The sequence below is a fragment of the Gordonia jinhuaensis genome, from assembly GCF_014639795.1.
In the GTDB taxonomy this organism is placed as follows: Bacteria; Actinomycetota; Actinomycetes; order Mycobacteriales; family Mycobacteriaceae; genus Gordonia_B; species Gordonia_B jinhuaensis.
The window spans coordinates 141,044-166,230 of sequence record NZ_BMGC01000002.1 but is presented as its reverse complement, the minus strand read 5'-3'; the positions used below and the strand labels follow the sequence as shown (position 1 = coordinate 166,230).

Here is a 25,187-nt window from a genome sequence, read left to right as displayed (position 1 = left end):
GGCGATCACGTCCGACGGTTCTCGGGTACTCACGCAGGGCTCATCGTGCGGGAGTTACGTTGCCAGGAACTCGCTGTAGAACAACGAGAGTCCGAAGGCGCAGGCGATCGCGGTGAGCAACCAGAACCGGATGATGACCGTCGTCTCCGCCCAGCCGCCCAACTCGAAGTGATGGTGGAACGGCGCCATGCGGAAGACCCGCCTGCCGGTGGTGCGGAAGAACGCGATCTGCACGACCACCGACACGATCTCGGCGACGAACAGCGCGCCGATGACCACGGCCAGCAGCTCGGTGCGGGTGGTGATGGACAGTCCGGCCAGCAACCCCCCCAGCGCCAGCGATCCGGTGTCGCCCATGAAGATCTTCGCAGGTGCGGCGTTCCACCAGAGGAAGCCCAGACAAGCGCCGCCGCCGGCGCAGGCGAGGATCGCGAGGTCGAGCGGGTCGCGCACCGTGTAGCAACCCGGGGTGATCTGTTCGGCGGTCTTGGGCCCGCCCACGCAGGCGTTGCGGTACTGCCAGAACGTCACCAGGACGTAGGACCCGAGCACCATCGCCATCGATCCGGCGGCGAGTCCGTCGAGTCCGTCGGTGAAGTTCACCGCATTCGACCAGGCGGCCACGATCAGCCAGCAGAAGATCACGAACGCGATCGACCCCATCGAGATCGCCGCGATGTCACGCACATAGGACAGGTTGGTGCTCGCCGGGGTGTAGCCGGCGTTGTTGCGGAACTGCAGCGCGAGGATTCCGAACAACAGCGCGGCGATGAGCTGTCCCACGGACTTCGCGGTCTTGTTGAGGCCGAGGTTGCGGTGCTTGCGGATCTTGATGAAGTCGTCGAGGAACCCGACGAGTGCGAGCACGGATGACAACCCGAGGACCAGCAGCCCCGACGCCGACGGGCCCGGGCCGTCGGTGATGGCGCCGGCGATGTGGGCGGCCCAGTAACCGGCCCACAGTGCGATGACGATGGCGACACCGCCCATCGACGGGGTGCCCCGCTTGGTCTGGTGACTCTTGGGACCTTCGAGCCGGATCTCCTGGCCGAAGCCCTGCCGGGAGAAGACCTTGATCAGCACCGGGGTCAGAAGGATGGACACGGCCAGCGCGACCACGCCCGCCACGAGGATCTGCCTCACCTAGATCGCCCCTGTCTGTGTGCCGTCAGCGTGTCCGTCATCTGCCTGTGCGCCGTCTGTCTGTATTCCAACTGTCTGTGTTCCAAGGACGTGAACGCCGTCGCCGCTCTCCAGGTCACGCGCGGGCCTGGTCCGGATGCGCAGCCCGCCGTGGTGGCCGAGTGCCTCGAGTACCGGCCGCGTGCCCTCACCGGCCATCAGCACCAGATCACCGCCGTCGAGCTGGTCGGTGAGCAGTGCCGTCGCTGATTCCGCCGTCTCGGCCAGCGCCGCCTCATCTCCCCAGGAGCCTTCCATCACCGCCCCCTGATGCAGCGCGCGGGCGGTGCGACCGGCCCCCACGGCGATCACCTTGTCGACGGCCAGCCGGACGGCCTGACGGCCGATCGCGTCGTGAGCCAGGGCGCGCGCGTTCTCGGCAACGCGCTCGGTGTCGGTGTCGGCATCGGATGCAGTGGAATCGGATGCAGCGGGGACCCCGTCGACCGGCACCTGCGCCATCACCAGCCACGTACGGCCACCACGACCACGCGCGCCGACGACGAGCTCACGCATGAGCGCGCGCACTGTCGCGTCATCGACGGACGGATCGCTCGCATCGAAGACCGTGATGTGGTCGTGGGTGTCCTGCGGGGGTATCTCACTCATGGATGTTCAGACCTCGTCACTCACGTCGGCGTTCGCGGCACCCTCGGCGTCCTCGACACCGTCGGTGCGGGCGGTCGATGCGGACAGCCGCCCGAGCGCCTCGGCCATCACCTCCCGGTCGTCGAACGGGTGCTTGACCCCGTCGATCTCCTGACCTCGCTCATGCCCCTTGCCGGCGATCAACACGATGTCACCGGACCTCGCCCACCGCACCGCGGCCTCGATCGCCGCCGCCCGATCGGCCACCTCACGGATCTCCTCGGCCTCGGCGGGCCGTTCGTCGGCGGGTACCGCCTGGGCTCCGGCACGAACAGCGGCACGGATGGCAGCCGGGTCCTCGCTGCGGGGGTTGTCGTCGGTGACGATCACCAGCTCGGCGCCGCGCGCGGCCGCTGCACCCATCAGTGGCCGCTTCTCGGTGTCACGGTCGCCGCCGGCGCCGAGCACCACTGCGACACGGGCGTGGGCCTGAGCGCGCAGCGTCGTGAGAACAGCCGAGACGGCGGCCGGTTTGTGCGCATAGTCGACGACGGCGAGGAACGGTTGTCCGCGGTCGATCTTCTCCAGACGGCCCGGCACGCTCACCGACGCGATCGCAGCGACCGCCGTCGCGGTGGACACCCCGGCGGTATGGGCGATGGCGACGGCGAGCAGCGCGTTGGCGACGTTGTAGCGACCGGGCAGGGACACCGTCATCTCGTGATGTCTGCCGTCCGGGTCGATGATCTCCACACGCTGGGAGCCGTCGGATGCGGCCTGCGACGGTCCGGCCCGCCACTGTGCGGGTGTCGGCCCTGTGGAGACCGTCACCGCGTCACGACCGGCGATCGCGGCCATCCGCTTGCCCCAGTCGTCGTCGACGCAGATCACCGGATGCAACGTGTGGACCGGCGACTCCGGAGCGAACAGCAGCGCCTTGGCGTCGAAGTACTCCTCCATCGTGTGGTGATAGTCGAGATGATCGCGGGAGAGGTTGGTGAACCCGCCGACGGCGAACACCGAACCCTGCACACGTCCCTGCGCGAGGGCGTGGCTGGACACCTCCATCACCACCGAATCGACGCCGCGCTCGAGCATGTGCGCGAGGATGCCCTGCAGCGCGGGCGCCTCCGGCGTGGTCAACGAGCTGGGTTCCCGCACCCCGTCCACGCGCGTCTCGACGGTCCCGAGCAGACCGACGGTGCGGTGATCGGCCATCAGCGCGGCCTCGGTCATGTAGGACGTGGTGGTCTTGCCGGACGTACCCGTGATCCCGATCAGTTTCAGTCGTCGCGACGGCTGGCCGTAGATTCGCGCGCTGAGCGAGCCGAGGACGCTGCGCGGGTTGGGATGCACCAGCACTGCGCAGGTGCCGTCGTGCCCGAGCCGGTCGATGATCGCGCGTCCCCGCGGATCGGTGAGGATGGCCGTGGCGCCGGCCGCGATGGCGTCGGCGGCGAACTGCGCACCGTGGGTGTGCACCCCTTCCAATGCGGCGAACAGATCACCCGCACGCACATCCTGGGCGCGCAGCGTCACCCCCGAGACCTCGTTCTGCTCGGTCGCCGAACCGAGGAGGTCGACGCGGGCGTGGCAGCTCGCCGAGAGCACCGACACCGATGTCGGCGTCACGTGTTCCGGTCGCGTCGGATCGGCCGGTTGCGATTCTCGGCGTCGGCGCCGACCAGCCTGCCCCGATCGTGTCCCAGCAGCCATCAACCCGTGCACCTCCTCGATGTCACCTCGATCGGACGTGCCGACCCGCTGAGTTCCTAGTTCTGTGCGCTTGTGCTCGTGCCCGTCTGTGCGCTGGTCCCGCGCGCCGCGCCCGACCGGGTTCCGGCAGCCTCACGACTTCCGACCGCGGGCCGGGCTGGCGCTACAGGGCCGGGTACAACTTACCGGCGATCCCCCACCCGCAATCCCGGCCCCACTGATCAGCCGGCCTGCAGCACCATCTTCGGCGTCTGCGTCGGCGACAGCGGCACGTGGTAACGCTGGAGCAGCCACGAGGCGATCGACTTGAACAGCGGGGCGGCCGACTCGCCGCCGGTGCCGTCGCTGCTGCGCTTGGGCGCGTCGAGCATGATCCCGACCACGAACCGCGGATTGTCCGCCGGGGCGATTCCGGCGAAGGTGATGTTGTAGCTGCTGTTGGAGTAGCAGCCGCAATTCGGGTCGACCTGCTGAGCGGTGCCGGTCTTGCCGGCGAGCTGATAACCCTCGATGGCACCCTTGTAGCCGGTACCCGACTGGGTGCCCCAGGGATCCTCCTGGAACACCGCACGGAACATGTTGCGCACCGTGGTGGCGGTCTGCGGACTCACCACCTGCACACCCACCGGACGTTTCTGCCCCTGGTCACCGACCGAGGACACGATGCGCGGCGGGATCCGCAGACCGTTGTTCGCGATCGCCTGGTACATGCCGGTCATCTGCAGCAACGTCATCGACAAGCCTTGGCCGATCGGGAGGTTGGCAAAGGTGCCGCCCGACCACTGGCTGCGGGCCGGGACCGACCCGCCGCTCTCCCCGGGCAGCCCGACATCGGTGCGCTGGCCGAGACCGAACTTCTGCAGCATCTGCGCGAAGCGATCCTCGCCGACCTTCTGAGCGAGCATCAGCGTTCCGACGTTCGACGACTTTCCGAAGATGCCCGTGGTGGTGTACGGCGCCACGCCGTGATCCCATGCGTCGTGCACGGTGACCCCGGACATCTCGATGCTGCCGGGTACCTGATGCACCTCGGTCGGTGTGGTCAGCCCGTACTGGATCGCCGCAGACGCGGTCACCAGCTTGTTCACCGAACCCGGCTCGAACGGCGAGGTGACCGGTCGATCACCGAGCTCGGCGCTCTGCTGATCCGAGAGCGACTTGGACGGGTTGAAGGTGTTGTCGTTGGCCATCGCCAGCACCTCGCCGGTGCGCGAGTCGAGCACCACGGCCTGCGCGTTGCGAGCACCGGAGGCGTCCTTGGCCTTCTGCACCTCGTTCTGCACGAAGTACTGCAGATCCGAGTCGATGGTGAGTCTGACCTGCTTGCCGTTCACGGCGGGATGGACGTTGCGGGTGCTGCCGGGGATGATCGCGCCGTCGGAGCCCTGATCGTAGGTGGTCGAACCGTTCTGACCCGAGAGCACCGAATCCATCGACGACTCGAGACCGATCAACCCGTTGCCGTCGAAGTCGACGTCACCGACGATGTTGGCCGCCAGCGACCCACCCGGATACACCCGGACCTCCTGGCGCTCGGCGCCGATCTCCGGGAAGGCCTCCACGATCTTGCGGGCCGTCTCGGTACTGACCGCGCGCGCCAGATAGGTGAAGGAGTCGTTGCTCAGCAGTTTCGCGCGCAGGTCGTCGGCGGAGACCTCGGGCAGCAAGGCGTGGACGCCGGCGACGATCTGTTCGATACGGGTGTTCACGTCGGGCTTGGTGGGGTCCTTCTGGTGTTCGGCGATGATCGCCTTGCGTTCGACGACGGGCTGGAACGTCAGCGCTCGTGCGTCGTCGGTGTAGGCGATCGGCGTGCCGTCACGGTCGACGATCGCGCCGCGCACGGCAGGCAGGACGGTGGTGACGGCGCGCTGGTCAGCCGCCTCGGCGCTGAGCTTGGGTGCCTCGAAGGACTGCACGACGAGCATCTTCACCGCAACCGCGACGACGGCGACGATGATGACGACGACCGCGATGCGGTGCCGGCGGAAGAACTGGCGCTGTTCGCGGTCACCGTTGCCGTTGCCGCCGTTGCCTCCGGAGCCACCGCCGGCCGTGCGTGCGACGTCGGCGCGGATCGGGCCGGAATGGGCGCGGCGACGGCTCCCGGAGGATTCCGTCGCGGCGCGGCCGCGGGCGGCCGGTGGACGACGGGATTGCGTCGTGGTCACCGGTTTCCTCCCGACCTCACACAGCCCTGACAGCCGCGAAAATCACTGCCGTCACTCGCGTCACTCATGTTCCCAATTGTTCACTTGTTTAACGGAGAACCTCGGAATTTGAGCCCGGCGTGGCGGTACCCGGGGCGAGCGGATTCGGCGATGTTCCCGGTGCGCTACTCGCCTGAGGAGCCGGGGATTCCGACGCCCCCGATCGGGGCGCCCCATCCTGCGGCTGCGCAGCCTGAGCAGGGGCCGTCGCGGAGTTCGGTGTCGGCGACGGCGCAGTCGGGGCTGCGCCCGACTGAGGCAGCACGTTGGTCGTGGCCGCAGCACCGGACAGGTTGTCGCCGGCACCGAGCTGATTCGACGTCGCGGCCTGCTCACCGGCCGCATGCGGGGTCCGACCCTGCTGAGGCGTGTCGGCCGCGGCGCCGCCGGAGTGCGGCGCGTTCAGCGACGGCTCGGGCTTGCCCTGCTGGGCCACGACATCACCGGACACCCTCGACCTGCCGTCGGTGCCGACGATGATCCGCGGTACCGCCGAGGCGGGAATCATTCCCAGTTTCGTGGCCTTGTCGGCGAGTTCGGGTGCCGAGTCCCCCGACTCGTACTCCTTCTTGAGCGCATCACGATGATCGACGAGGCGCTGGTTCTGATCGCGCGCCGCGCCGAGAAGGTAAGCATCCTGCGCCGAACGTGTGGTGAGCCACAGTGTTGCCGCGAGCGCCACCATGATGATGCCGATGACCACGACCACGAACGGCACCCTGCGGATACGTGCGGCCAGCGATTCCCTTGTCGGCACGGATACTTCGTCGCGGATGATCGTGGTGGTCGACTGTGCGGCCAGGCGACGACGGCGACGCTCCAGTGCACGACTGGCCGACTCCGAACGGGTGCGACTCGACGTCGATCGGGTGGAACCCGCTCTGCCCGAAGCATTCCGACCGGGAGCGTCACGCAGCGCCGAACCGCGCGACGACGAACGGGGGGTACCACTGCGTGATCCCTCGCCGGGACGCCGGGCCGTCTCGTCCTTGGTCGCAACGTCGATCACACTCACGCTTGACTCCTTCGACGTGTTCGTTCGACAACCCGCACACGAACGGGTGCAGAGCGCGGATTCTGTTCCACCTCTTCAGGAGAGGCCAGTTCGGCTCCGCGAGTGACCGCTCGGAACTCGGGCTCGGTGCCGGGCAGTTCGACGGGCAGGCCGGGAGGTGAGGTCGACCGCAGGCGTTCGGCGAACTCGCGCTTGACAATTCGATCCTCGAGCGACTGATAGCTCATCACGGCGATCCGACCGCCCACCGAGAGCGCTTCGGCGGCAGCCGGAATCGCGCGCCGCAGCGAACCGAGCTCGTCGTTCACCTCGATCCGCAGCGCCTGGAACGTACGTTTGGCCGGATGACCGCCCGTACGGCGCGCGGCAGCAGGGATCGATGCGTACAGCAACTCGACGAGACGCCCGCTGGTGGTGAAGGGTTCACGCTCACGCTCACGGACGATCGCCGAGGCGATCCGGCCGGCGAAGCGCTCCTCGCCGTATTCCGAGAGCACTCGGGCGATCTCGCCATGCGAATACGTATTGAGGATCTCGGCCGCGGTGAGGGGGTCGTCGGCATTCATCCGCATGTCCAGGGGGGCGTCGACCGCGTAGGCGAATCCGCGCTCGGCGCGGTCGAGCTGCATAGAGGACACACCCAGGTCGAACAGTGCCGTGGTGATCTCGGAGAGTCCCAGGCTGTCGAGGGCCTCGGGGATCTCGTCATAGCGCGCCTGGACCAACGTCACGCGATCACCGAAGTGCGACAGGCGCTCTCGGGCGATGTCGAGAGCCGATGCGTCGCGATCGACACCGATCAGTCGGAGTTCCGGGAAGCTGGTCAGCATCACCTCGGCATGCCCGCCGGCCCCGAGCGTGGCATCGACGTGAACAGCGGGACCATCGGAGTCGGCGAGGATCGCCGGGGCGAGGAGTTCGCGGATGCGGTAGGCCATCACGGGCACATGGCCGTGGGCGCCGGAAACACGGTCCACCGATCTCCCTCCCCACTACTTTCCCTGCATGGGTGTGGCGTGGTCTCCACCCGAGCTCACACCTGGCGCTGGGGAAGTGCGCCAGGGGTGGATCGGGCAGAGGCCGCGTCACACCCGCGATGTCCCGGTGACAAGTCGCCGGGGTGAACTCGCGACGTTCGTCGGGTCAGTCGATCGAATCGAGAGCCGTGAAGCCCTTCTCCGAGTAGTCCTCTTCCTGTGCCGCCTGGTAGTCGGCCCAGGTGGCCGAATCCCAGATCTCCAGGTTCTGCATGTTGCCGATGACCACACAGTCCTTGCTGAGGCTCGCGTAGCGGCGATGCTCGGCAGAGAGTGTGATCCTGCCCTGCGAGTCGGGTCGCTGTTCATCGGTTCCCGCGGCGAGCTGCCGCTGGAAGTCACGTGCAGTGGGGTTGTTGCGCGATGCGTCGAGTGCCCGCATGGCGAGCTCCTCGAACCGCTCACGGGTGTACACCGCCAGGCTGTGGTGCTGATTCTTGGTGATCATCACCCCTCCTGCCAGTGCGTCCCGAAAGCGGGCGGGCAACGTGAGTCGCCCCTTGTCGTCCAACTTTGGCGTGTAGGTGCCGAGGAACAAGTTGTCCACGACAGCCTCCCGCCGGTTTCACAGGCGACGGTCCGGTTCTCGCCTTCCTGTGCGGCCCACATTACCCCACTTTCCGCCACTTTCCACCCCCAGAGCCAGGTCTCTCCCCCACTCATGGACAAACATGCAGTTCAGACGGGTGAAATTGGGTGGGGAGATTTCTCCTTCACGAGGATCACCGGCATGTCGCGCACCGCGTTTTCCCAGGAGAGCGCGTCGCCACGACCACACCGGGGTGCGCGAGGGGTGCGCAATGGTGGAGAGTGGGGATCGGGGGTGAAGGTGGGGCAGATCCCCACAGCGAGGGCGGCCACGCCCGAGGTGGACGCGACGTTCGGCGGGATGGCCATGAAAAAGCGCCACCTGTCTGTGACAGATGGCGCTATCTGGGCGCTCGAGTGGGCGGTTCACCCACTGACAGGTTGAGGAATCGGAAGGTTAACGAGGTTAACGAGTGGAAGGCTGACGAGTGGGCGCTTCACGAGCCGAGCGGTCGATCACCCATCGCGAGGCTACGCAGGAGCGTGCATGTCCGGAGCATGAACGTCAGGACCACCCGCCGCCAGTCCCGGATATCGGCAACGCGAGCCCACGACACCTCGAGTAGACCTGGGGTCGATAGACGCCTGAGCGTGCTGACCAGACGCGCTGGTCAGATGCGCGAGACTCGAATCTGGGACAGCCCACGCGGCCTGAACGAGCTCAGCGATCCTGATCGAAGCGACGGTTGAAGCGCTCTTCCATGCGTTCGGAGAAACGACGACCCTTACCGCGCTTGGGTGCCGACGACGTGGACTCTCCCGACCCGCCGCCGGATCCGTGACCGGAGCCGGCCTTGGGACCGCCGAGGCCCCACAACGCCATCAGCCCCGCGCCGAACATGACCACAAAGCCCACCAGGCTCAGGATCGGGAAGTCACCGATACGGACGTTGACCAGCAAGCCGCCGATGAGCAGCGCGAGTCCGATGACGAACACCACCGCCGCCTGAATGCGGCGCCGAGCGGTCGAACCACCGAAACGTCGACCTCGAACGGTCGACGCGAACTTCGGATCCTCCGCGTAGAGCGCGTTCTCGATCTCTTCGAGCATCCGCTGCTCGTGCTCCGAGAGTGGCACCGCCCCCTCCTTCAGCACTAACCCTCACCGACGGGCAGACGATGTGGGTGAGATACGTCTGTCCGTGACCGTATCGGCTGTACGGCCTCTCTTCACCAAAAATGATACGAGGTTGCCGAACGTGCGACCACCATTACCCGCGGATCGGGCTCCTCATGGATTGATAACAAAAGTCCACATCCGGACCATCCCGACGTCGAGAACCGGCTCGATCGACCCGCAGCAGGTCTCGGAGCGTCCGAATCGACCATCTCATGCGACATTACGGCCGCCTGAGCCTCGAGAAGCGCTCGCGCTCGGCCTGGAAGAGAGACGTAGATCACCATCGAGTAGCTTCTCGACGCACAACAGGAAGTCTCGGACGGCGCCGTCGACAACCGCCACCTGCTCGCCGCTGAGGTAGCGCGGAAGACCGACCTCGATGTCGGCACGGATCGCCGAGAGTGCCCGGAAGTACTCAGCCCACGCCGCGAGCGGCGGCACCGCGCGGCTCAACCGATCCCACGCACCGCGGGAAGTGCTGCGACGCACCCCCTTCTCCGACACGGCCAGCGCGGCACCGGCCGCGCGCAGCGCGGCGAGATACAGGACACCGAACCGCTCGACCGGATCGGCGACCAGTCCGGCCTCGGCGAACAAGGCGTCTGCTCGATGCAGCAGCGACCAGGCAGCGGGAGAGGCTGGCGCCGCGGTCCCGGGAGCGCCGGCATGCGCGGTGATCGAGTCGCGGGGATCCGACGGCAGTGCGCGGGCCGCGCGAGTCGGTGCCGTGCGGTCGCCGCGTGTGTGAGTGCGTGTGGCCCGAGCGTTCATACCGCCTCTCCCCTTCCCGATCTGGTGACGTGTGCGCGTTGTCGCTGAGACAAGATGTACGCCGGGCCACCGACAAGAGCGTGTGGGCGGGTGACCACGGTGATGATCGATCGCCCGGTTCGGTGGTGTGTGCTTCCCTCACCCACCACCGAACCGAGGATGGTCGTCGGGGCAGAGTCTCTCGCTTGCGGAGGCTGAGTCCTCGAACACCCGTTCGACATATTCAATGTTAACCAGAGTCCTGGCTCACTGCAAGACTTGATGTCCCCCACCCGACCCACCGTCCACGACGGGACCCCACAGCCACCACGAGACACCAGACACGACATCCACCGCCAGACCGGAAATCGGCCGAAAGGCAGTTCGCAGGTGACAATCCAGATCGTCGACCTACCCGCACGCGACGCACAGTCCTGGCTGCGTCCAGCGTTGACGGTGTACGTGACGGCGATGCGATATCCGGCGGGAACCGAGATCCATCGCGAACCGCTCTGGCGCGAGCACATCACGCGTCCGGGGTGGCGGGCGGTGGGTGCGCTGCTCTACGACGACGAACCCGCCGCTCGCACCCGCAGCTCGTCGAGCTCCCCGCGATTGGTCGGGATCGCCTACGGCTATCGCGGGGCACCGAACCAGTGGTGGCATCAGCAGTTGCGGACCGGTCTTCGAGTGTCGGGGTACTCGCGCGACCACATCGAACGGATCCTCGACAACTATTTCGAGCTCACCGAGCTGCACGTACACCCCGACGTGCAGGGCCGAGGTGTGGGTGCGGCACTGCTGGCCAGGCTGCTCGCCGACCGCCCCGAGGATCGTGTCCTGCTCTCCACCCCCGAAGTCCCCGGCGAGTCCAACCGCGCATGGCGGCTCTACCGCCGTTTCGGATTCCTCGACGTGTTGCGGCATTTCACCTTCACCGGCGACCCGCGACCGTTCGCCGTCCTGGGTCGCGACCTGCCGCTGGCCCGGCCGACCGACACGCCGCGACCATGAGCCCGGTCTGCGACGAGATGGGGGACGACGGGATGGGGGACGACGAGATGGGAAACGACGAGGTGGAGGTGGCCGTCGTGGGCGGGGGCCACAACGGTCTGATCGCCGCCGCCTACCTCGCCCGTGACGGGCACGAGGTGGCGGTGTTCGAGCGCGACTCAGTACCCGGCGGGGCCGTCTCGACCGTGGAGCGGTTCCCGGGCTATCGGGTCGACCGCGGCTCATCGGCGCACCTGATGATCCGGCACACGCCGATCATCGACGAGCTCGAACTCGGACGATTCGGTCTGCGCTACCTCGACTGCGACCCGTGGGCCTTCGCCCCCGCCACCGAGGACTCACCGGCCATCGTGTTCTCGGTGGATCTCGACGCCACCTGCGCACACATCGCGGCGGCCTGCGGCGACGCCGACGCGCACGCCTACCGACGGTTCGTCGGAGTGTGGGCACCGCGGGCGCAGGCGATGATGCGCGCACTCACCCATCCCCCCACGCCGCCGTCACTGGCACGCGCGTTCTGGGGGCTGCCCGATCGACGCGGCCGATCGGGTCGCACCGCGGCGGGCACCGTGTCCCAGGAGTTCCTGCAGTCCGGCGACGCCCTGCTCGACTCCTGGTTCGACGACGAACGTCTCAAGGCCGCGCTCGCCTGGTTCGGCGCCCAGTCGGGTCCGCCGATGGACCAGCCGGGCACCGCGCCGATGGTGGGCTTCGCCGCGTTGATGCACCGCCGGCCACCGGGACGCGCGATCGGCGGTAGCGGCGCGCTGACCTCGGCACTCATCTCGGCGATCACCCATCACGGCGGGGCGGTGCACACCGCTCGCGCCATCACCGGCCTCACCCCCACCGGGGATTCCGGTCGGGCGACGCATCGATGGGTGCTCACCGATTCCACCGGCACCACCACACGCGCCCGGACCGTGATCGCCGCCTGCCACGTGCTGACCACCTTCGATCTCCTCGAGGCCGGTGGGCTGCCCGCCTCGGCGACCAAGCGCTGGCGACGGGAGATCAGCGTGGGCAACGGGATCGGGATGGCCGTGCGGATCGGCGCACGCGCACTACCGGACTATCCGGGACTGCCCACGGATCTGCCACCGCACGGAGTTCACAGCGGGCTGGGATTACTGGTGAGCGAACGCGGCCATCTCGCGGCCGCACACGGCGACGCGCTCGCGGGTCAACTCCCCCGCCGTCCCGCGGTGCTGTCGATGGGGTTCTCGGCCATCGATCCCACCCTGGCACCCGAAGGACGCCACCTGCTGACCCTGTGGTCGCAGTGGCAGCCCTACCGGTTGTCGGGCGGCCGCTCCTGGCATGACCTCGGCAGCCGGGCCGCCGACGACATCATCAGCGAATTCGACCGGCACGCACCGGGTTTCGCGGATCAGATCGAGCACGTCCACGTCCAGACCCCCGACGATCTGCACACCGAACTCGGCCTGCTCGGCGGCAACGTCATGCATGTGGAGATGTCACTGGACCAGATGTTCGCGTGGCGGCCACATCCCGATCTCGCCGGAGGGCACATCCCCAGCCTGAGGGGTCTCACCCTGGCGGGCGCATCGATGCACCCCGGCGGCGGCGTCAACGGGGCCAGTGGCCGACTCGCCGCCGCGGCCGCCGCACACGAGCTGTGCGCACGCCGATGGATGCCGCGATGGTCGCGGTGAGTCGTCCGGTCTCGGCCACCGGGCGCGCCTGGTCGGCGACGGCGTGGTTGTGTCTGTCGGTCTGCATCCTCGCGCAGATCGGCTATCCGCTGGTCAGTGGCGGGACCCGGGACACGCTCGTGATCGTGGTCGTGCTCTCCGGTGCGCTCACGATGGCCGCCGACCTGTGCCGCCGGCGCGGTGTCGGCCGCACCGTGGCGATCTGCGTCGGCGTGATGGCCACCGGACTGGCATTCGAGGTGGTCGGCACGGCCACTGGTGTCCCGTTCGGCTCCTATCACTATGCGATGGGACGGCTCGGTCCCGCGGTCGCCTCGGTGCCGCTGCTGATCTGCGTCGCCTGGTTCACCGGTGCGCTGGCGGTGTGGCGGGTGTCGGCTGTGCTGCCGCTTGCCCGACCGACGCGGGTCGTGCTGGCGATGGTCGCGCTGGTGGGATGGGATCTCTATCTCGACCCTCAGATGGTCGCCGATCGGCTGTGGGTGTGGGACGCCCCCGGCGCGCCCACGCTCCCGGGTATCGACGACATCCCACTCACCAACTACGTCGGATGGCTGGCGATGGGTGCGGTGGTGTTCACGGCACTGACATTCGCCGACCCCGGGCACTGCGACCCGTCCGAGGTGGGCGCGCCGGGCGGCTGGTTCGTGTGGACCTGGCTGGGCTCGGCGTTGGCCCATCTGGTGTTCCTGCCCGGTCTCACCTGGTCGGCCCCGTGGGGTTTCGTGGTGATGGGCGTGCTGGGCGTCCCGGCGGCGGTGACCGCTGTGCGGCACAGATCGACGCCACGCCAGCGATACCCGTCGTGAACCCCACCGAGGCTGGCACGATGTTCGATGTGCAGCGGAGAAAGCGGGAACAGATGCGCCCTGGGCCAGGGGTCGCACGGCGACGCTCGATGATCGGCGCGTTCGTCGCTGTGCTGGTCATCGTGGGTTCGATGACTCTCAGCGGCTGCGGCAACAGCCAACACCTCGTCGGCGACCGGCTCTGGGGTGAGTTCATCCTCGCCACCAAGGACACCGGGGACACCAAGGGCCCGCAGGTGTCGATCCCCGAGTCGATGTCGTCGAACATGGTCGACCAGCAGTACCGGGCCGACGGCCGTATCGGTACCCGTGTCACCTTCGATCAGCTGACGCTCGGTCAGTTCGACCAGATCGGCGACATCATCGGCGAGGCCTACCCCAACAGCTCCGTCGACATGAACATCCGTGCCACACGCAGCGGCTCGGTGGTCCGCATGCGCGGGGTCGCCGACTTCACCCCGCTGACCCCCGACGACTACGTGGAGATGACGGTGCGGTTCGCCGGTCCGGTCTCGGCGACCAACGGTGTACAGACCAGCAACGAGGGCGTCACCTGGAAACCGACGCCCGGGCAGCCCGCGGTGATGACCGCCGAGGCCGACTACCCCGATCCGAGCACCGCCGACTTCGGCAAGTGGACGCTGGTGATCACCGGAATCTCGCTGATCGTGGTGGCGCTGGTGATCTTCATGGCGTGGTGGTTCCGCGACCGCTCACCGCGAGTCGGCAAGCCCCTCGACGATCCCGACGGCAACTCGACCGCGAGCGAGGCCGGCGATGGGCAGGCAGGTCCGACCGACGACCGCCGAGTCCACCACTGATCGGCTCACTTCCCCGCGCACTCGCTGCCGCCGCCGTCGTGGCCCGCGCACTCCCAGCGGCGGTCTCGCTCACGACGCTGGCGATCACCGCGTGCAATGCGCGCACCGCGCGTCTGCGTGCCACCGGCGCACGAGCTGAAGCGGGACCTGCGGTGGACGTCTTCATCCCGGCGCGCGACGAGGCGCAGCGGATAGGCGGGCTCATCGCCGACCTGCGATCGTCGCGGGGGATCGCACACCTGCGAGTCCACATCCTCGACGACGCGTCCGCCGACGCCACCGGAGACGTGGTGCGTCGGGCCGTCGCCGGCGACCCTCGCTTCGACCTGCGGGTGTCGTACAAGGAACCGCCGGCGGGTTGGACCGGTAAATCCTTCGCACTGCAGCGGCTCACCGACGCGGTGCTGGACGAGCCCGGACAAGCCGATCGGGTACTGGTGTTCCTCGACGCCGACGTTCGGCTCGAACCCGATGCGCTCGCCGATGCGGTGCATGCGTTCGGGGTCGGAGCCCGCGCGGGGCGGGCGGCTTCGGCAGGGTCGTCGGGGTTGTTCCTGCTGAGCATCTGGCCCGCACAACTGGCCGACGACCTGCTGGGCCGCCTGGTGCAACCGCTGCTCGCATGGTCGTGGCTGGCCACGGTGCCACTGGATCTCACCGAGCGCCGCCCGCGCGCGTCGACGGCGGTGGCCATCGGTCAGTTCCTGGTGACCGACGAGAGGACCTACCGCAGCATCGGCGGCCACCGGGGCGTGGCCGGCGCCGTCGCCGAGGATGTGGCACTGGCTCGCCTGATCCGCACCCGTGGTGGCCGCACCGCGGTGCGCACCAGCCGCGCACCCGGCGGACGCGTTCGCTGCCGGATGTATGACAACCCCCGCCAGACGTGGTCCGGGCACCGCCGCTGGCTGGTCGCGGCATTCGGCGGACCGATCACCGCGGCGGCCGTCGCTGTGGGCGCGGCGCTCATCTGGGTCACCCCGGCACTGGAACTGGTTTGTCGCCGCGGGAACTCACGGATGGCCGGTGCGGCTCTGGCCGCGGGGATCTCATCGCGGCTGGTCGCCAGGCGGCTGGAGACCGGACATCTGTCACCAGTCGACTTCGCCTCGGCGACAACACATCCGGCGGCGATCGCGATCAGCGCTGCGGTGGTCGCCGACGCGGTCGTCGCCGATCTGCGCGGACGTCGGCCGGTGTGGCGTGGGCGGGCGGTACCCCGCAGCTGACGGGTGTCGGCCTCGAAGGATCCTGCGACCAGCGGCCCGATCAGGCGACGAGGACGTCCATCCCCAGGCGTTCGAGGACCTCACTGGTCGCCTTGGCGAAGTTCATGCTGCAGAAGTGCAGACTCGGCACACCTTCGGCGATGAGTCGCTGCGACATCTCGGTGGCCAGGTCGATGCCCACCGCTCGCACCGCCTGACGGTCCTCCTCCGGGCCGTCACCGGCGGCGTGCACCAGCCGACGCTCGACATCGGCGGGGATCGACGCACCCGACAACTCCACCATCCGGCGTACGGTCGCCAGCGATGTCACCGGCATGATCCCCGGAATCAGCGGCTTGGCACCCTGTTCGGGGTCGGCGGCGACCAGCCGATCACGCAGACGCAGGTAGAACTCGACGTCGAAGAACATCTGGGTGATCGAGTACTCGGCGCCCGCGCGCAGCTTGGCGACCAGCTGCCTGGTGTCGTGCTCGAGATCGGGTGAGCGGTGATGCCCCTCGGGGAACGACGCCACACCCACGTGGAAATCACCGAGGTCGCGGACCAGCCGTACGAGATCCTCGGCGTAGGCCACTCCCTGCGGATGGCGATGCCAGTCGCCGAGCGGGTCACCGGGCGGGTCGCCGCGCAGCGCGAGGATGTTGGAGATGCCCTGGTCGGCGTAGGTGCCGACCATCGCCCGCAACTCGTCGACACTGTGGTTGACCGCGGTCAGGTGCGCCACCGGCAGCAGTGTGGTCTCCCGCTCGAGCTGGCCGGTGATGCGTGCGGTGCGGTCGCGGGTAGAGCCGCCCGCGCCGTAGGTCATGGACACAAACGCCGGATGCATTCGTTCGAATACGCGCACGGCGCGCCACAGCCGCTCCTCGGCGGCCTCATCACGCGGGGGGAAGAATTCCACCGAGAACGGCACGGGTCCCGAATGCGGCTCGGAGAGCCTCTCGACGATCGACGGCTGTCGCTGTGTCTGAGTCACCTGTTCAGGATACGGGCAGCGTCCAACCGACCAGAGGGTCCAACCGGCTAGCGGGTCCACCCGGTCACGGGATCCAACGGTGCGCGGATGGCATCGACGGGGACGACGCGCCCCGGCCGGTTACGCTTGGCGCGCCGACTATTTCTCAGGAGACGCCCGTGAGTGCATCGTCCGACCGTTCGTCGAGTGTCGACTCGCCGGGCGCGGACTCCACGCAGTTGCTCGCCGACGTGGTCGATGGCACCGAGGCCGCGCTGCGCCGCTACTTCGACAGCCGAGCCGACGAGGTCGCCCTGATCGGTGAGGAGTACCGCGCTGCCGTCGACGTGCTGTCCCGGTTCGTGCTGCTCGGCGGCAAACGGGTGCGGCCCCTGTTCGCATATCTCGGCTGGCTCGCCGTGCCCACCGGTGAGGGACGCAGCGCCCCCGACCGGCCCGATTCCGACGCCGCGATCGCCACCTTCGCCGCACTGGAGCTGGTGCAGGCGTGCGCGCTGATCCACGACGACATCATCGACCGCTCCGACACCCGCCGCGGCCGTCCGACCGCACACCGCCAGTTCGAGGCGACCCACCGCGGCGCGGACTGGTCGGGCGACGCCGCCCACTACGGAGTGTCGGCCGCGGTGATCGTCGGCGACCTCGCCCTGGCGTGGGCCGACGACATGATCGCCGACGCCCCCATCACGCCCGAGTCGTTGCGGCGGGTCCGCAGCATCTGGTCGATCATGCGTACCGAGGTGCTCGGCGGTCAGTTGCTCGACATCGTCACCGAGGCATCGGGCAACGAGTCGATCGATGCGGCCTATCGCGTGATGCGCCACAAGACCGCCGGCTACACGGTGAGCAGGCCGCTGACACTGGGCGCCGCCTTGGCCGGCGCCGACGAGGAGCTGCAGCAGACCCTGCTGGCCGCCGGAACCGACCTGGGGCTGGCCTTCCAACTCCGCGACGACGTCCTGGGAGTGTTCGGCGACGCCGCGCGAACGGGTAAACCGTCCGGCGACGATCTGGTGGCGGCCAAACGAACCGCACTGCTCGCGGTGGCACTGCGACGCGCCCACGACCGTGATCCGGCGCTGGCCGATCGGCTGCGTGCGCTGATCGGGCACCCGCTCACCGAGGCCGAACTCGACGAGGCCCGCGCGATCTTCGTCGACGTGGGCGCGCTCGAGGAGATCGAGACGACCATCGACGAACTCACCACGCGCGCCTTCGATCGGTTGCGCGGGGCCGACGCCGAGCCGACCGCGGTGGGCGCCCTCGCGAGCTTCACCGCGCGCCTGGCGCATCGGGAGTCGTAGGTGAACACCCCCAACGACTCTCGCGTCGGACCGGACACGCTCCACGACGGCGCCCCGGCGGCAGACGGCGCTGGGCACGAGGCCCCGGACACGGCAGACGTCGTGGTGGTGGGTGCGGGCCTGTCCGGACTCGCCGCCGCGGCACATCTGACCGGATCGGGGTACCGCGTTGCGCTGGTCGAATCCGCGCCTGCGGTAGGTGGGAGGGTTCGCACCGAGACCATCGCCGGACACCGATTCGACACCGGTGCAACAGTTCTCACAATGCCCGAGTTGGTCGAACGGACCCTGGCGGCGACCACGACGGGCGAGACGACCACCGGCGCGACCTTCGCCGAATCGGTCGCGCTGACCCCGATCGACCCGACCTATCACGTACGTTTCGCCGACGGCACCGACGTGGACATCGCACGCGACCCCGAGAGCCTGTCGGCGAATATCACCGCCACCTTCGGCGAACGAGAAGGTCAGGCGCACAAGAGGTTACGCCGATGGCTGGCCGACCTGTTCGACGTCGAGTTCGACACGTTCGTCGACCGCAACGCCGACGGTGTGCTCGACTACCTCGACGCGACGTCGCGCGGTGCGACGATGCGGCTGCTGTCGATGGGCGCACTCGCGCCGCTCGAGATGGTGATCCGGCGGTTCATTCACGACGAGCGACTGCGACGGGTGTTCACCTTCCAAGCCCTCTACGCCGGAGTCGCGCCGAGCCGCGCGCCCGGTGTGTACGCACTGATCGCGCATATGGACATCGGTATGGGAGTCTGGTATCCGCGCGGCGGGATGGGTGCGATCGCCGATACCATCGCCGAACACCTTGTGCGCGAAGGTTGTTCGGTGTCACTGAATACGCCGGTGGATCGAGTGATCGTCCGCGGCGACACCGTGGGTGGCGTCGAGCTGTCCGACGGTCGGGTGATCGATGCCCGCGCGGTGGTGCTCACCACCGACACCCCGGTCACCGAGACGCTGATGCGGGAGTCCACCGCCGCCAGACGGCGTCGGCGCCGTCGACGGGTGCACCACTCCCCCAGTGCGGTGGTCGTCCACGGCCTCGTCCGTGAGGACCTCGCACGCTCCTGGCCGGCCCGTCACCACACCATCTTGTTCGGAGATGCCTGGGCGCAAACCTTTTCCGAGATCACCGGGCGGCGCGGAACACTGATGTCGGATCCCTCTCTGCTGATCACCCGTCCCGCGCAGTCGGATCCGGCGACGTTCGTCCGCGACGGATACGAATCGATCTCGGTGCTCGCACCGTGCCCGAACCTCGATTCAGCCGATCTCCCCTGGGATCAACTGGCGCCGGCCTACGCGCGCGAGGTCCTCGCGACACTGGCCGACCGCGGCTACGCGGGCATCGACGAGCATCTCGAGATCGTGCGCATCGACCACCCGCTCACCTGGTCGCGCGCGGGCATGTCGGCGGGCACGCCGTTCGCCGCGGCGCACCGTTACTCCCAGACCGGGCCGTTCCGCACGCCGAATGTGTGGCCCGGCATACCGGGAGTCGTGCTCGCAGGGTCGTCGACCGTGCCGGGTGTCGGCATCCCCCCTGTGCTGGTGTCCGGTCGACTGGCCTCCGAACGCGTGGCCGCGGTACTCGGGTCCGCACACGGGTCACAGCCGTCGTCCTCGGCAGCCGGTGGGCGATGACCGCCGCGACCCGTCACCCCGACGCCGGCGCACCGAGCAGGGCTCAGAGCAGTTCCGCGCACCGGACGGCGTTGCGGTCACAGCTCATCTCACCGCTGGGCGCCGGTGCGGTCGGGTCATTGCTGGTGGCGCTGGGCAGCTACGGCGTCGGTGACATCCCACGTAACAACACATGGCTGCAGGACGCCGGGCTGGCGTGGGTGACCTACGGTCACGGCAGATCCGTGGCGTCCCTGCTGTTCTGGGCCGGGGTCGCGGTGATGGTCTGCGCGTGGATCGTCCTGGGACGGCGGATCCGGTTGGGCACCGGCGCGCTGCCGGGCATGACGGCGCTGCGCTGGTGGGTGGTGGCGTGGGTGACACCATTGCTGTTCGCGGTGCCGGTGTACAGCCGCGACGTCTACGCCTACCTGGCGCAGGCTTCGCTGGTGTCACACGGCTTCAACCCCTACGCCGACGGTCCGGTGAACAACCCTGGGCCGCTGCTGGATTCGATGGCCCAGGTATGGGCCACCACCACCGCCCCCTATGGGCCCGCGTTCATGCTCGTCGCTCGAGGTGTGGTCGCGGTGACCGGCGACAACCCGGTGGCCGGCGTGGCGATGATGCGGTTGGTGATGCTGCCGGGTGTGGCACTGGCGGTGTGGGCCGTTCCGTTGCTGGCCAAGCACTTTCCCGGTCGCCGGCGTGACCCCGCAGCCGCCGGTATGTGGCTGGTGCTGTTCAACCCGATGATCCTCATCCACACCGTCGGTGGACCGCATGTCGAGATGCTGCTCATGGGTGTGCTCGCCGCCGGTCTGCTACTCGTGGTCCGAGGTGCACATGTGCCCGGCGTGGTGGTCCTGGCCGTCGCGACCGGCATCAAGATCACCGCAGGCGTGGCGCTGCCCTTCGTCGTGTGGATCTGGCTCGACCACATCCGCTCCCGTCGAGCGGTACGTCCACGGGATGTGGCGGGGGTCTTCGCCGGTGTGATCGTGGTCTCGTCGGTGGTGTTCGGGATCCTCACCGCCGCAGAAGGACACGGGCTCGGGTGGCTCACCGGACTGGGCTGGGCCGACCGGATCATCAACTGGCTCACCGTGCCCACGCTCATCGCGCACGTGATCACCTGGGCCGCCGCACCGGTGGCCACGATGTCGCTGCTGCCGGTGCTCGCGGTGACCCGGTTGATCGGCGAGATCGTGATGGCCATGGCACTCGTGGTGATCTGGTGGTGGGCACGCCGCGACGAGCGCACCGCGATGCTCGGTCTGACGCTGGCGATGAGCGCGGTGCTGCTACTCGAACCGTCGTCGCTGCCCTGGTATTACGTGTGGGCGCTGATCCCGGCGGTCGCCTGCGCACCCGGCCGACGGATGCTCGGCGTGGTGGTGGCCGGTTCGACGTTCATGCTCCTCGCCTTCGCGCCCGACGACTCGATCCTGTTGTACGAGCCGGGCAAGCTCACCATCTGCGTGCTCGTCTCGGCGCTCGCCGGCTGGGTCGTCGCCACCGACCACCGATTCGGCTCCGCCGAGCAATACAGCACCGACAATCGGCCCGTGACCCATCCCCAGACGCCTGCCGGCACCCCGGCGACGGCGAGCGAGCGGGGATCGCGATGACACCCGTTCGCGCGCCGGCGCTGCAACGCAGCTATGACATCTCCCGTGCGCTCACCGCCGAACACGGCCGCACCTACTACCTGGGCACCCGGATGCTGCCCGCCGATCGGCGGGAGGCGGTGTACGCGCTCTACGGCTTCGCGCGCATGGTCGACGACTGGGTGGACGTCGCCGACACCGACGTCGACGATCCCTCCCGCGCGATCGACGAGATCGAGGTCGCGCTGATGTCCGCGCTCGACGACACGCGCGCACGCGGCACCCTCGCCGTCGTCGACACCGTCGACGATCGTCTCCTCGCCGTCGTCGACACCATCACCAGTTTCGACATCGACCGGTCACTGTTCACCGCCTTCCTCACCTCGATGCGGATGGACGTGCCGGGGAACCCGTTGTTCCGCAACCGATATCGCACCTTGGACGAGTTGTCGGAGTACATGTTCGGCTCGGCGTCGGTGATCGGACTGCAGATGCTGCCGATCCTCGGCACCGCTGCCGGCGTGCGGATCGGCGATGCCGAACCCACCGCGCGTGCGCTCGGCGACGCGTTCCAGCTCACCAACTTCCTGCGCGATGTGGGCGAGGACCTCGACCGCGATCGCATCTACCTGCCACTCGACGAGCTCGCCGCATTCGGCGTCGATGAGGAGACCCTGCGGGATGCCCGCGCCACCGGTCGTGCAGCACCCGAACTGCAGCGAGGCCTGGCACATCTGGTCGCGATCACACGATCGGTGTATCGGCAGGCCGAACCCGGTGTCGGCATGCTCGCCGCCCGCAGCCGGCCCGGTATCCGCGCAGCGTTCGAGATCTACCGCGACATCCTGGGCGAGATGGAGGCGGTGGACTTCCAGGTGTTCGACACGCGAGTGCGCGTGGGCACAGCCGCCCGGCTACGCCGCGCAGCGGCCGCGATCACCGCATTCGCACCCGACCGGGCGCGGTGAGTGGTGATCAGCGCTCGCTCTCGACGACAGGAGTGCCGTCGAACTCAGAAGGCCTGCGCCTGGGCGCGACGCATCATCTCGCGCGCCTGATGTCCGTGCAGGGCGTCGATCGGCATGATCGCGAGATCGTCCTGCTCGGTGAACAGCCAGTGCATGACCTCGTCGCGCTGATAGCCGCCGTCGATGAGTACCGCGATCAGCCCCGTCAGATGTTTGAGGATGTCGCCGTCGTCGAAGAACACCGCCGGCACCACCGGACGGCAGTCGCGCCGCAGTGCGAGCAGCGTGTGATCGGCGATGAGGGTGCGCACGCGGCCCTGCGAGACGCCGAGCAGACGCGCGACCTCGTCGAGATCGAGAACCTCACGGTCGGCAGGGAGGAAATCCTCGGTCAGCGGAAGCGATACCACCCGGACAGATTACCCGGCACATACCCGATCATCTGACGCGGATCATCGGGGCAGCGATCACCGGGGGTCGACTCCGATCTCCCACCGTGACCTCGCCGGGATGATCTGTCGGTACGCTTGAGGGCTGCACGACCGATTCGCCGCATACTGGTCGTGCCGCAGACCTGATACACAGATCAGCCTGCACACAGACAGGACCGGCCACCCGAGACCGGTCCGCAGATATCCGGTCCACTAGATGCCCGGTACGGAGAAGGAGGCGAGACGGCGCGATGGTCGACATCGGATCGATGACGTGGCCTGTTGCCGTCATCCGCCGACCCCATCCACGATGCCCGTGGTGACGCCGGTGCGTGACCCGCTTCTCGGTGCCGTCCTCGATCGCCGGTATCGCATCGACGCACTGATCGCGCGCGGGGGGATGTCGAGCGTGTACGTGGGTGTCGACCTGCGCCTCGACCGGCCGGTCGCGGTCAAGGTGATGGACCCGCGCTACTCGTCTGATCCGCAGTTCCTGAGCCGCCTCGAGTTCGAGGCGCGTGCGGTCGCACGATTGAAGGACCCGGGGCTCGTACCCGTCTACGACCAGGGCATTGACGGCGAATTCGCCTTCCTGGTCATGGAGCTGGTCGAAGGCGGGACGCTGCGCGAACTGCTCCGCGAACGCGGTCCCATGCCACCCCATGCGGTGGCCGCGGTTCTCGGCCCGGCCCTGGGCGGACTGGCGCAGGCTCACCATGCCGGACTGGTACACCGCGACATCAAACCGGAGAACGTCCTGATCTCCGACGCCGGCGAGGTGAAGGTCGTCGACTTCGGCCTGGTGCGCGCGATCGCGGCCGCCGGCATCACCTCGCACAGCGTGATCCTCGGGACCGCGGCCTACCTCTCACCGGAACAGGTGGAGTTCGCCGCCGCCGATGCCCGCAGTGATGTGTACTCGGCGGGCATCATGGCCTTCGAGATGATCACCGGCCGAACGCCGTTCGACGGTGACACCCCGCTGGGCCTGGCCTACGCGCGTCTGAACTCCGACGTTCCCGCACCGGGCGAGTTCATCGACGGCGTCCCCGCCGAGTTCGACGAACTGGTGCTCACAGCCACCGCGCGCGACCCCGCACACCGCTTTGCCGACGCGGCGCAGATGCAGGCGGCCCTCACCGACATCGCGACCCGGCTCGAGCTACCGCGCTTCACCGTTCCCGCGCCGCTGCGTTCGGCCGAACGCGCCAGTGCCGAGCGGGTTCGGCATTCGATGGCCGCCGGTGGCGTCGCGGACGACAGCGCTCGCGGCCCCGACACCGCCGACCCTCCCGAGGCCCCGCGCACCGCGACGCGCGTGCAGACGGTTCCACCGGTATTCGACTCGACAGTGCTGCCGCCGGCCCCCGCTCCCGGATACGCCGATCCCGAACTCGCCGGCCGCGATCCCGCCGGGGAACGGTTCGGCACGGCGGTCATGCCCGACCCGGCGGCCTTCGCCGCACGACCGACGCTGGCCGCGGCCGCACAGGACTACCCCGCTCGTCGCACCCGTTCACGACGCCGCGTCCTAGCACTGCTCGTCGCCGTCCTGGTTCTGGCCGGAGCCCTCGCCGGCGTGGGCTGGTGGCTCGGCGAGGGTCGGTTCACACAGATTCCCGACATCGCCGGGATGAACCGCACCGCCGCGCATCACGCACTGTCCGAAGCGGGCTTCCGCGTGGTCGACAAACCTCGTTACGACGACACCGTCGCCCGCGACACCGCGCTGAGTACGTCTCCACAGGTCGGCAGCCGCGCGACGCGGTCGTCGTCAGTGACACTGAACTATTCGGCGGGCCGACCGGAGGTCCCCCAGATCGCGCCGGGCACCTCGCTGTCGGCCGCCACCGCGCAACTGGCCGACCGCACACTCGCCGTCACCGTCGGCGACCGGCAGTTCAGCCGCTACCCCGCCGACAGCGTCATCTCGCTGAGTCCGGCCGCAGGAACCGTGGTGGCCACCGACTCAGCGATCACCGTGACCGTCTCGAGCGGCCCGGCCACCTCGGTGCCCGACGTGACCGGCATGTCGGAAGACAAAGCTCGCGACACGCTCATCGCCGTGGGGCTCACGCCGGTGGATGCCGGGTCGACCGCCGACGGCGATGCGGCCGCGGGCACCATCGCCAAAACCGAACCCGCAGCCTCCTCGACCCTGGACTCCGGTGACACCACCGTGCGGCTCTACGTGTCCGATGCGGTCACGGTCCCCTCGGTCATGGGCAAATCGGTGTCCTCGGCGCGGGACGCGCTGGAGCAGGCCGGGCTGCGGGTCAAGGTGCGGAGCCTGACCCACTCGTCGCGGGCGATCGTGATCTATCAGAGCGTCTCGGCCGGCGACCGGGTGTCGCCGGGTACGCAGATCGAGATCGGTTCACTGCCCTGACATGCCGCGGTGGCCGGTACGGCCCCGCCGTGCAGGTAGCCGCTTTCCCAGCGCCATCCGCCCAGCGTCTATCCGCGGAGCATCTCCGCAGTACTCATCCGCGGAGCATCTCCGCA

General features: G+C 68.6%; 22 protein-coding genes. 10 read left to right on the top strand and 12 right to left on the bottom strand.

Annotated elements, in window-relative coordinates:
• Positions 1 to 54: 54 nt before the first annotated feature.
• From mraY to IEW22_RS02045, 10 genes are all read right to left on the bottom strand, one after another.
• The gene (gene mraY, locus IEW22_RS02090) at positions 55 to 1,143 is read right to left on the bottom strand and encodes a phospho-N-acetylmuramoyl-pentapeptide-transferase (RefSeq protein ID WP_188584924.1); all 1,089 of its coding nucleotides are present in this window, start codon (positions 1,141 to 1,143) and stop codon (positions 55 to 57) included.
• Positions 1,144 to 1,791, bottom strand: coding sequence for a hypothetical protein (locus IEW22_RS02085; RefSeq protein ID WP_188584923.1), 648 nt, complete (start codon positions 1,789 to 1,791; stop codon positions 1,144 to 1,146). It abuts the gene before it with no gap.
• A 6-nt stretch (positions 1,792 to 1,797) separates the two neighbouring features.
• Complete coding sequence (locus IEW22_RS02080; RefSeq protein ID WP_188584922.1) at positions 1,798 to 3,486, bottom strand: UDP-N-acetylmuramoyl-L-alanyl-D-glutamate--2,6-diaminopimelate ligase; 1,689 nt, start codon at positions 3,484 to 3,486, stop codon at positions 1,798 to 1,800.
• 221 nt (positions 3,487 to 3,707) lie between these two features.
• On the bottom strand, positions 3,708 to 5,657 hold the full coding sequence (locus tag IEW22_RS02075; protein WP_373284118.1) for a peptidoglycan D,D-transpeptidase FtsI family protein: 1,950 nt from the start codon (positions 5,655 to 5,657) through the stop codon (positions 3,708 to 3,710).
• An 88-nt stretch (positions 5,658 to 5,745) separates the two neighbouring features.
• The gene (locus IEW22_RS02070) at positions 5,746 to 6,711 is read right to left on the bottom strand and encodes a hypothetical protein (RefSeq protein WP_188584921.1); all 966 of its coding nucleotides are present in this window, start codon (positions 6,709 to 6,711) and stop codon (positions 5,746 to 5,748) included.
• On the bottom strand, positions 6,708 to 7,688 hold the full coding sequence (gene rsmH / locus IEW22_RS02065; protein ID WP_268235453.1) for a 16S rRNA (cytosine(1402)-N(4))-methyltransferase RsmH: 981 nt from the start codon (positions 7,686 to 7,688) through the stop codon (positions 6,708 to 6,710). Before rsmH ends, IEW22_RS02070 begins: the two co-directional genes overlap by 4 nt.
• Positions 7,689 to 7,854: 166 nt before the next feature.
• On the bottom strand, positions 7,855 to 8,286 hold the full coding sequence (gene mraZ / locus IEW22_RS02060; protein ID WP_188585026.1) for a division/cell wall cluster transcriptional repressor MraZ: 432 nt from the start codon (positions 8,284 to 8,286) through the stop codon (positions 7,855 to 7,857).
• Positions 8,287 to 8,426: 140 nt separating this feature from the next.
• Complete coding sequence (locus tag IEW22_RS02055; protein WP_188584920.1) at positions 8,427 to 8,645, bottom strand: hypothetical protein; 219 nt, start codon at positions 8,643 to 8,645, stop codon at positions 8,427 to 8,429.
• A gap of 352 nt (positions 8,646 to 8,997) precedes the next feature.
• Entirely contained in the window at positions 8,998 to 9,414 is a 417-nt protein-coding gene (locus IEW22_RS02050) for a DUF3040 domain-containing protein (protein ID WP_188584919.1), read from the bottom strand.
• A gap of 252 nt (positions 9,415 to 9,666) precedes the next feature.
• Entirely contained in the window at positions 9,667 to 10,227 is a 561-nt protein-coding gene (locus IEW22_RS02045; protein WP_188584918.1) for an SAV_6107 family HEPN domain-containing protein, read from the bottom strand.
• 369 nt (positions 10,228 to 10,596) lie between these two features.
• Here IEW22_RS02045 and IEW22_RS02040 point away from each other — a divergent pair, with 369 nt between their 5' ends.
• From IEW22_RS02040 to IEW22_RS02020, 5 genes are all read left to right on the top strand, one after another.
• Entirely contained in the window at positions 10,597 to 11,220 is a 624-nt protein-coding gene (locus IEW22_RS02040; protein ID WP_188584917.1) for a GNAT family N-acetyltransferase, read from the top strand.
• A gap of 47 nt (positions 11,221 to 11,267) precedes the next feature.
• Positions 11,268 to 12,896: a phytoene desaturase family protein gene (locus IEW22_RS02035; protein WP_188585025.1), complete on the top strand. Its 1,629-nt coding sequence runs from the start codon at positions 11,268 to 11,270 to the stop codon at positions 12,894 to 12,896.
• Complete coding sequence (locus IEW22_RS02030) at positions 12,884 to 13,705, top strand: carotenoid biosynthesis protein (protein ID WP_188584916.1); 822 nt, start codon at positions 12,884 to 12,886, stop codon at positions 13,703 to 13,705. The genes IEW22_RS02035 and IEW22_RS02030 overlap by 13 nt, the downstream gene beginning before the upstream one ends.
• An 89-nt stretch (positions 13,706 to 13,794) precedes the next feature.
• Positions 13,795 to 14,526, top strand: a complete 732-nt coding sequence (locus tag IEW22_RS02025) for an LppM family (lipo)protein (RefSeq protein WP_188584915.1) — start codon at positions 13,795 to 13,797, stop codon at positions 14,524 to 14,526.
• Positions 14,527 to 14,564: 38 nt separating this feature from the next.
• Positions 14,565 to 15,755, top strand: a complete 1,191-nt coding sequence (locus IEW22_RS02020; protein WP_188584914.1) for a glycosyltransferase — start codon at positions 14,565 to 14,567, stop codon at positions 15,753 to 15,755.
• A 40-nt stretch (positions 15,756 to 15,795) separates the two neighbouring features.
• Here the strand turns inward: IEW22_RS02020 and metF are convergent, their stop codons facing one another.
• On the bottom strand, positions 15,796 to 16,731 hold the full coding sequence (metF, locus tag IEW22_RS02015) for a methylenetetrahydrofolate reductase [NAD(P)H] (protein WP_229742091.1): 936 nt from the start codon (positions 16,729 to 16,731) through the stop codon (positions 15,796 to 15,798).
• Between the two features lie 158 nt (positions 16,732 to 16,889).
• Here metF and IEW22_RS02010 point away from each other — a divergent pair, with 158 nt between their 5' ends.
• Genes IEW22_RS02010 through IEW22_RS01995 form a run of 4 tightly spaced genes read left to right on the top strand, consistent with a single transcriptional unit; the run spans position 16,890 to position 22,251 of the window.
• Complete coding sequence (locus tag IEW22_RS02010; RefSeq protein WP_229742090.1) at positions 16,890 to 18,035, top strand: polyprenyl synthetase family protein; 1,146 nt, start codon at positions 16,890 to 16,892, stop codon at positions 18,033 to 18,035.
• Complete coding sequence (locus IEW22_RS02005; RefSeq protein WP_188584913.1) at positions 18,036 to 19,694, top strand: phytoene desaturase family protein; 1,659 nt, start codon at positions 18,036 to 18,038, stop codon at positions 19,692 to 19,694. It abuts the gene before it with no gap.
• Positions 19,691 to 21,304, top strand: coding sequence for a polyprenol phosphomannose-dependent alpha 1,6 mannosyltransferase MptB (mptB, locus tag IEW22_RS02000; protein ID WP_188584912.1), 1,614 nt, complete (start codon positions 19,691 to 19,693; stop codon positions 21,302 to 21,304). Before IEW22_RS02005 ends, mptB begins: the two co-directional genes overlap by 4 nt.
• Positions 21,301 to 22,251 carry a phytoene/squalene synthase family protein gene (locus IEW22_RS01995; RefSeq protein ID WP_188584911.1) on the top strand — a complete coding sequence of 317 codons (951 nt, stop codon included), beginning with the start codon at positions 21,301 to 21,303 and terminating at the stop codon, positions 22,249 to 22,251. The genes mptB and IEW22_RS01995 overlap by 4 nt, the downstream gene beginning before the upstream one ends.
• A 44-nt stretch (positions 22,252 to 22,295) precedes the next feature.
• Here IEW22_RS01995 and IEW22_RS01990 read toward each other — a convergent pair whose 3' ends face one another.
• Positions 22,296 to 22,661 carry an Rv2175c family DNA-binding protein gene (locus IEW22_RS01990; protein WP_188584910.1) on the bottom strand — a complete coding sequence of 122 codons (366 nt, stop codon included), beginning with the start codon at positions 22,659 to 22,661 and terminating at the stop codon, positions 22,296 to 22,298.
• A 331-nt stretch (positions 22,662 to 22,992) separates the two neighbouring features.
• On the opposite strand from IEW22_RS01990, the gene pknB reads away from it, so the two are divergent.
• Positions 22,993 to 25,071: a Stk1 family PASTA domain-containing Ser/Thr kinase gene (pknB, locus tag IEW22_RS01985; protein ID WP_188584909.1), complete on the top strand. Its 2,079-nt coding sequence runs from the start codon at positions 22,993 to 22,995 to the stop codon at positions 25,069 to 25,071.
• Positions 25,072 to 25,187: the final 116 nt, after the last annotated feature.

Bases quoted from the DNA above. Each gene is read 5' to 3' on its own strand.
- IEW22_RS02055 (WP_188584920.1), bottom strand. From the start codon at position 8,645: ATGGCCATCCCGCCGAACGTCGCGTCCACCTCGGGCGTGGCCGCCCTC.
- mptB (WP_188584912.1), top strand. From the start codon at position 19,691: ATGACCGCCGCGACCCGTCACCCCGACGCCGGCGCACCGAGCAGGGCT.
- pknB (WP_188584909.1), top strand. From the start codon at position 22,993: ATGCCCGTGGTGACGCCGGTGCGTGACCCGCTTCTCGGTGCCGTCCTC.
- IEW22_RS02035 (WP_188585025.1), top strand. From the start codon at position 11,268: ATGGGAAACGACGAGGTGGAGGTGGCCGTCGTGGGCGGGGGCCACAAC.
- IEW22_RS02085 (WP_188584923.1), bottom strand. From the start codon at position 1,791: ATGAGTGAGATACCCCCGCAGGACACCCACGACCACATCACGGTCTTC.
- IEW22_RS01995 (WP_188584911.1), top strand. From the start codon at position 21,301: ATGACACCCGTTCGCGCGCCGGCGCTGCAACGCAGCTATGACATCTCC.
- IEW22_RS02030 (WP_188584916.1), top strand. From the start codon at position 12,884: ATGGTCGCGGTGAGTCGTCCGGTCTCGGCCACCGGGCGCGCCTGGTCG.
- IEW22_RS02025 (WP_188584915.1), top strand. From the start codon at position 13,795: ATGATCGGCGCGTTCGTCGCTGTGCTGGTCATCGTGGGTTCGATGACT.
- IEW22_RS02080 (WP_188584922.1), bottom strand. From the start codon at position 3,486: ATGGCTGCTGGGACACGATCGGGGCAGGCTGGTCGGCGCCGACGCCGA.
- IEW22_RS02045 (WP_188584918.1), bottom strand. From the start codon at position 10,227: ATGAACGCTCGGGCCACACGCACTCACACACGCGGCGACCGCACGGCA.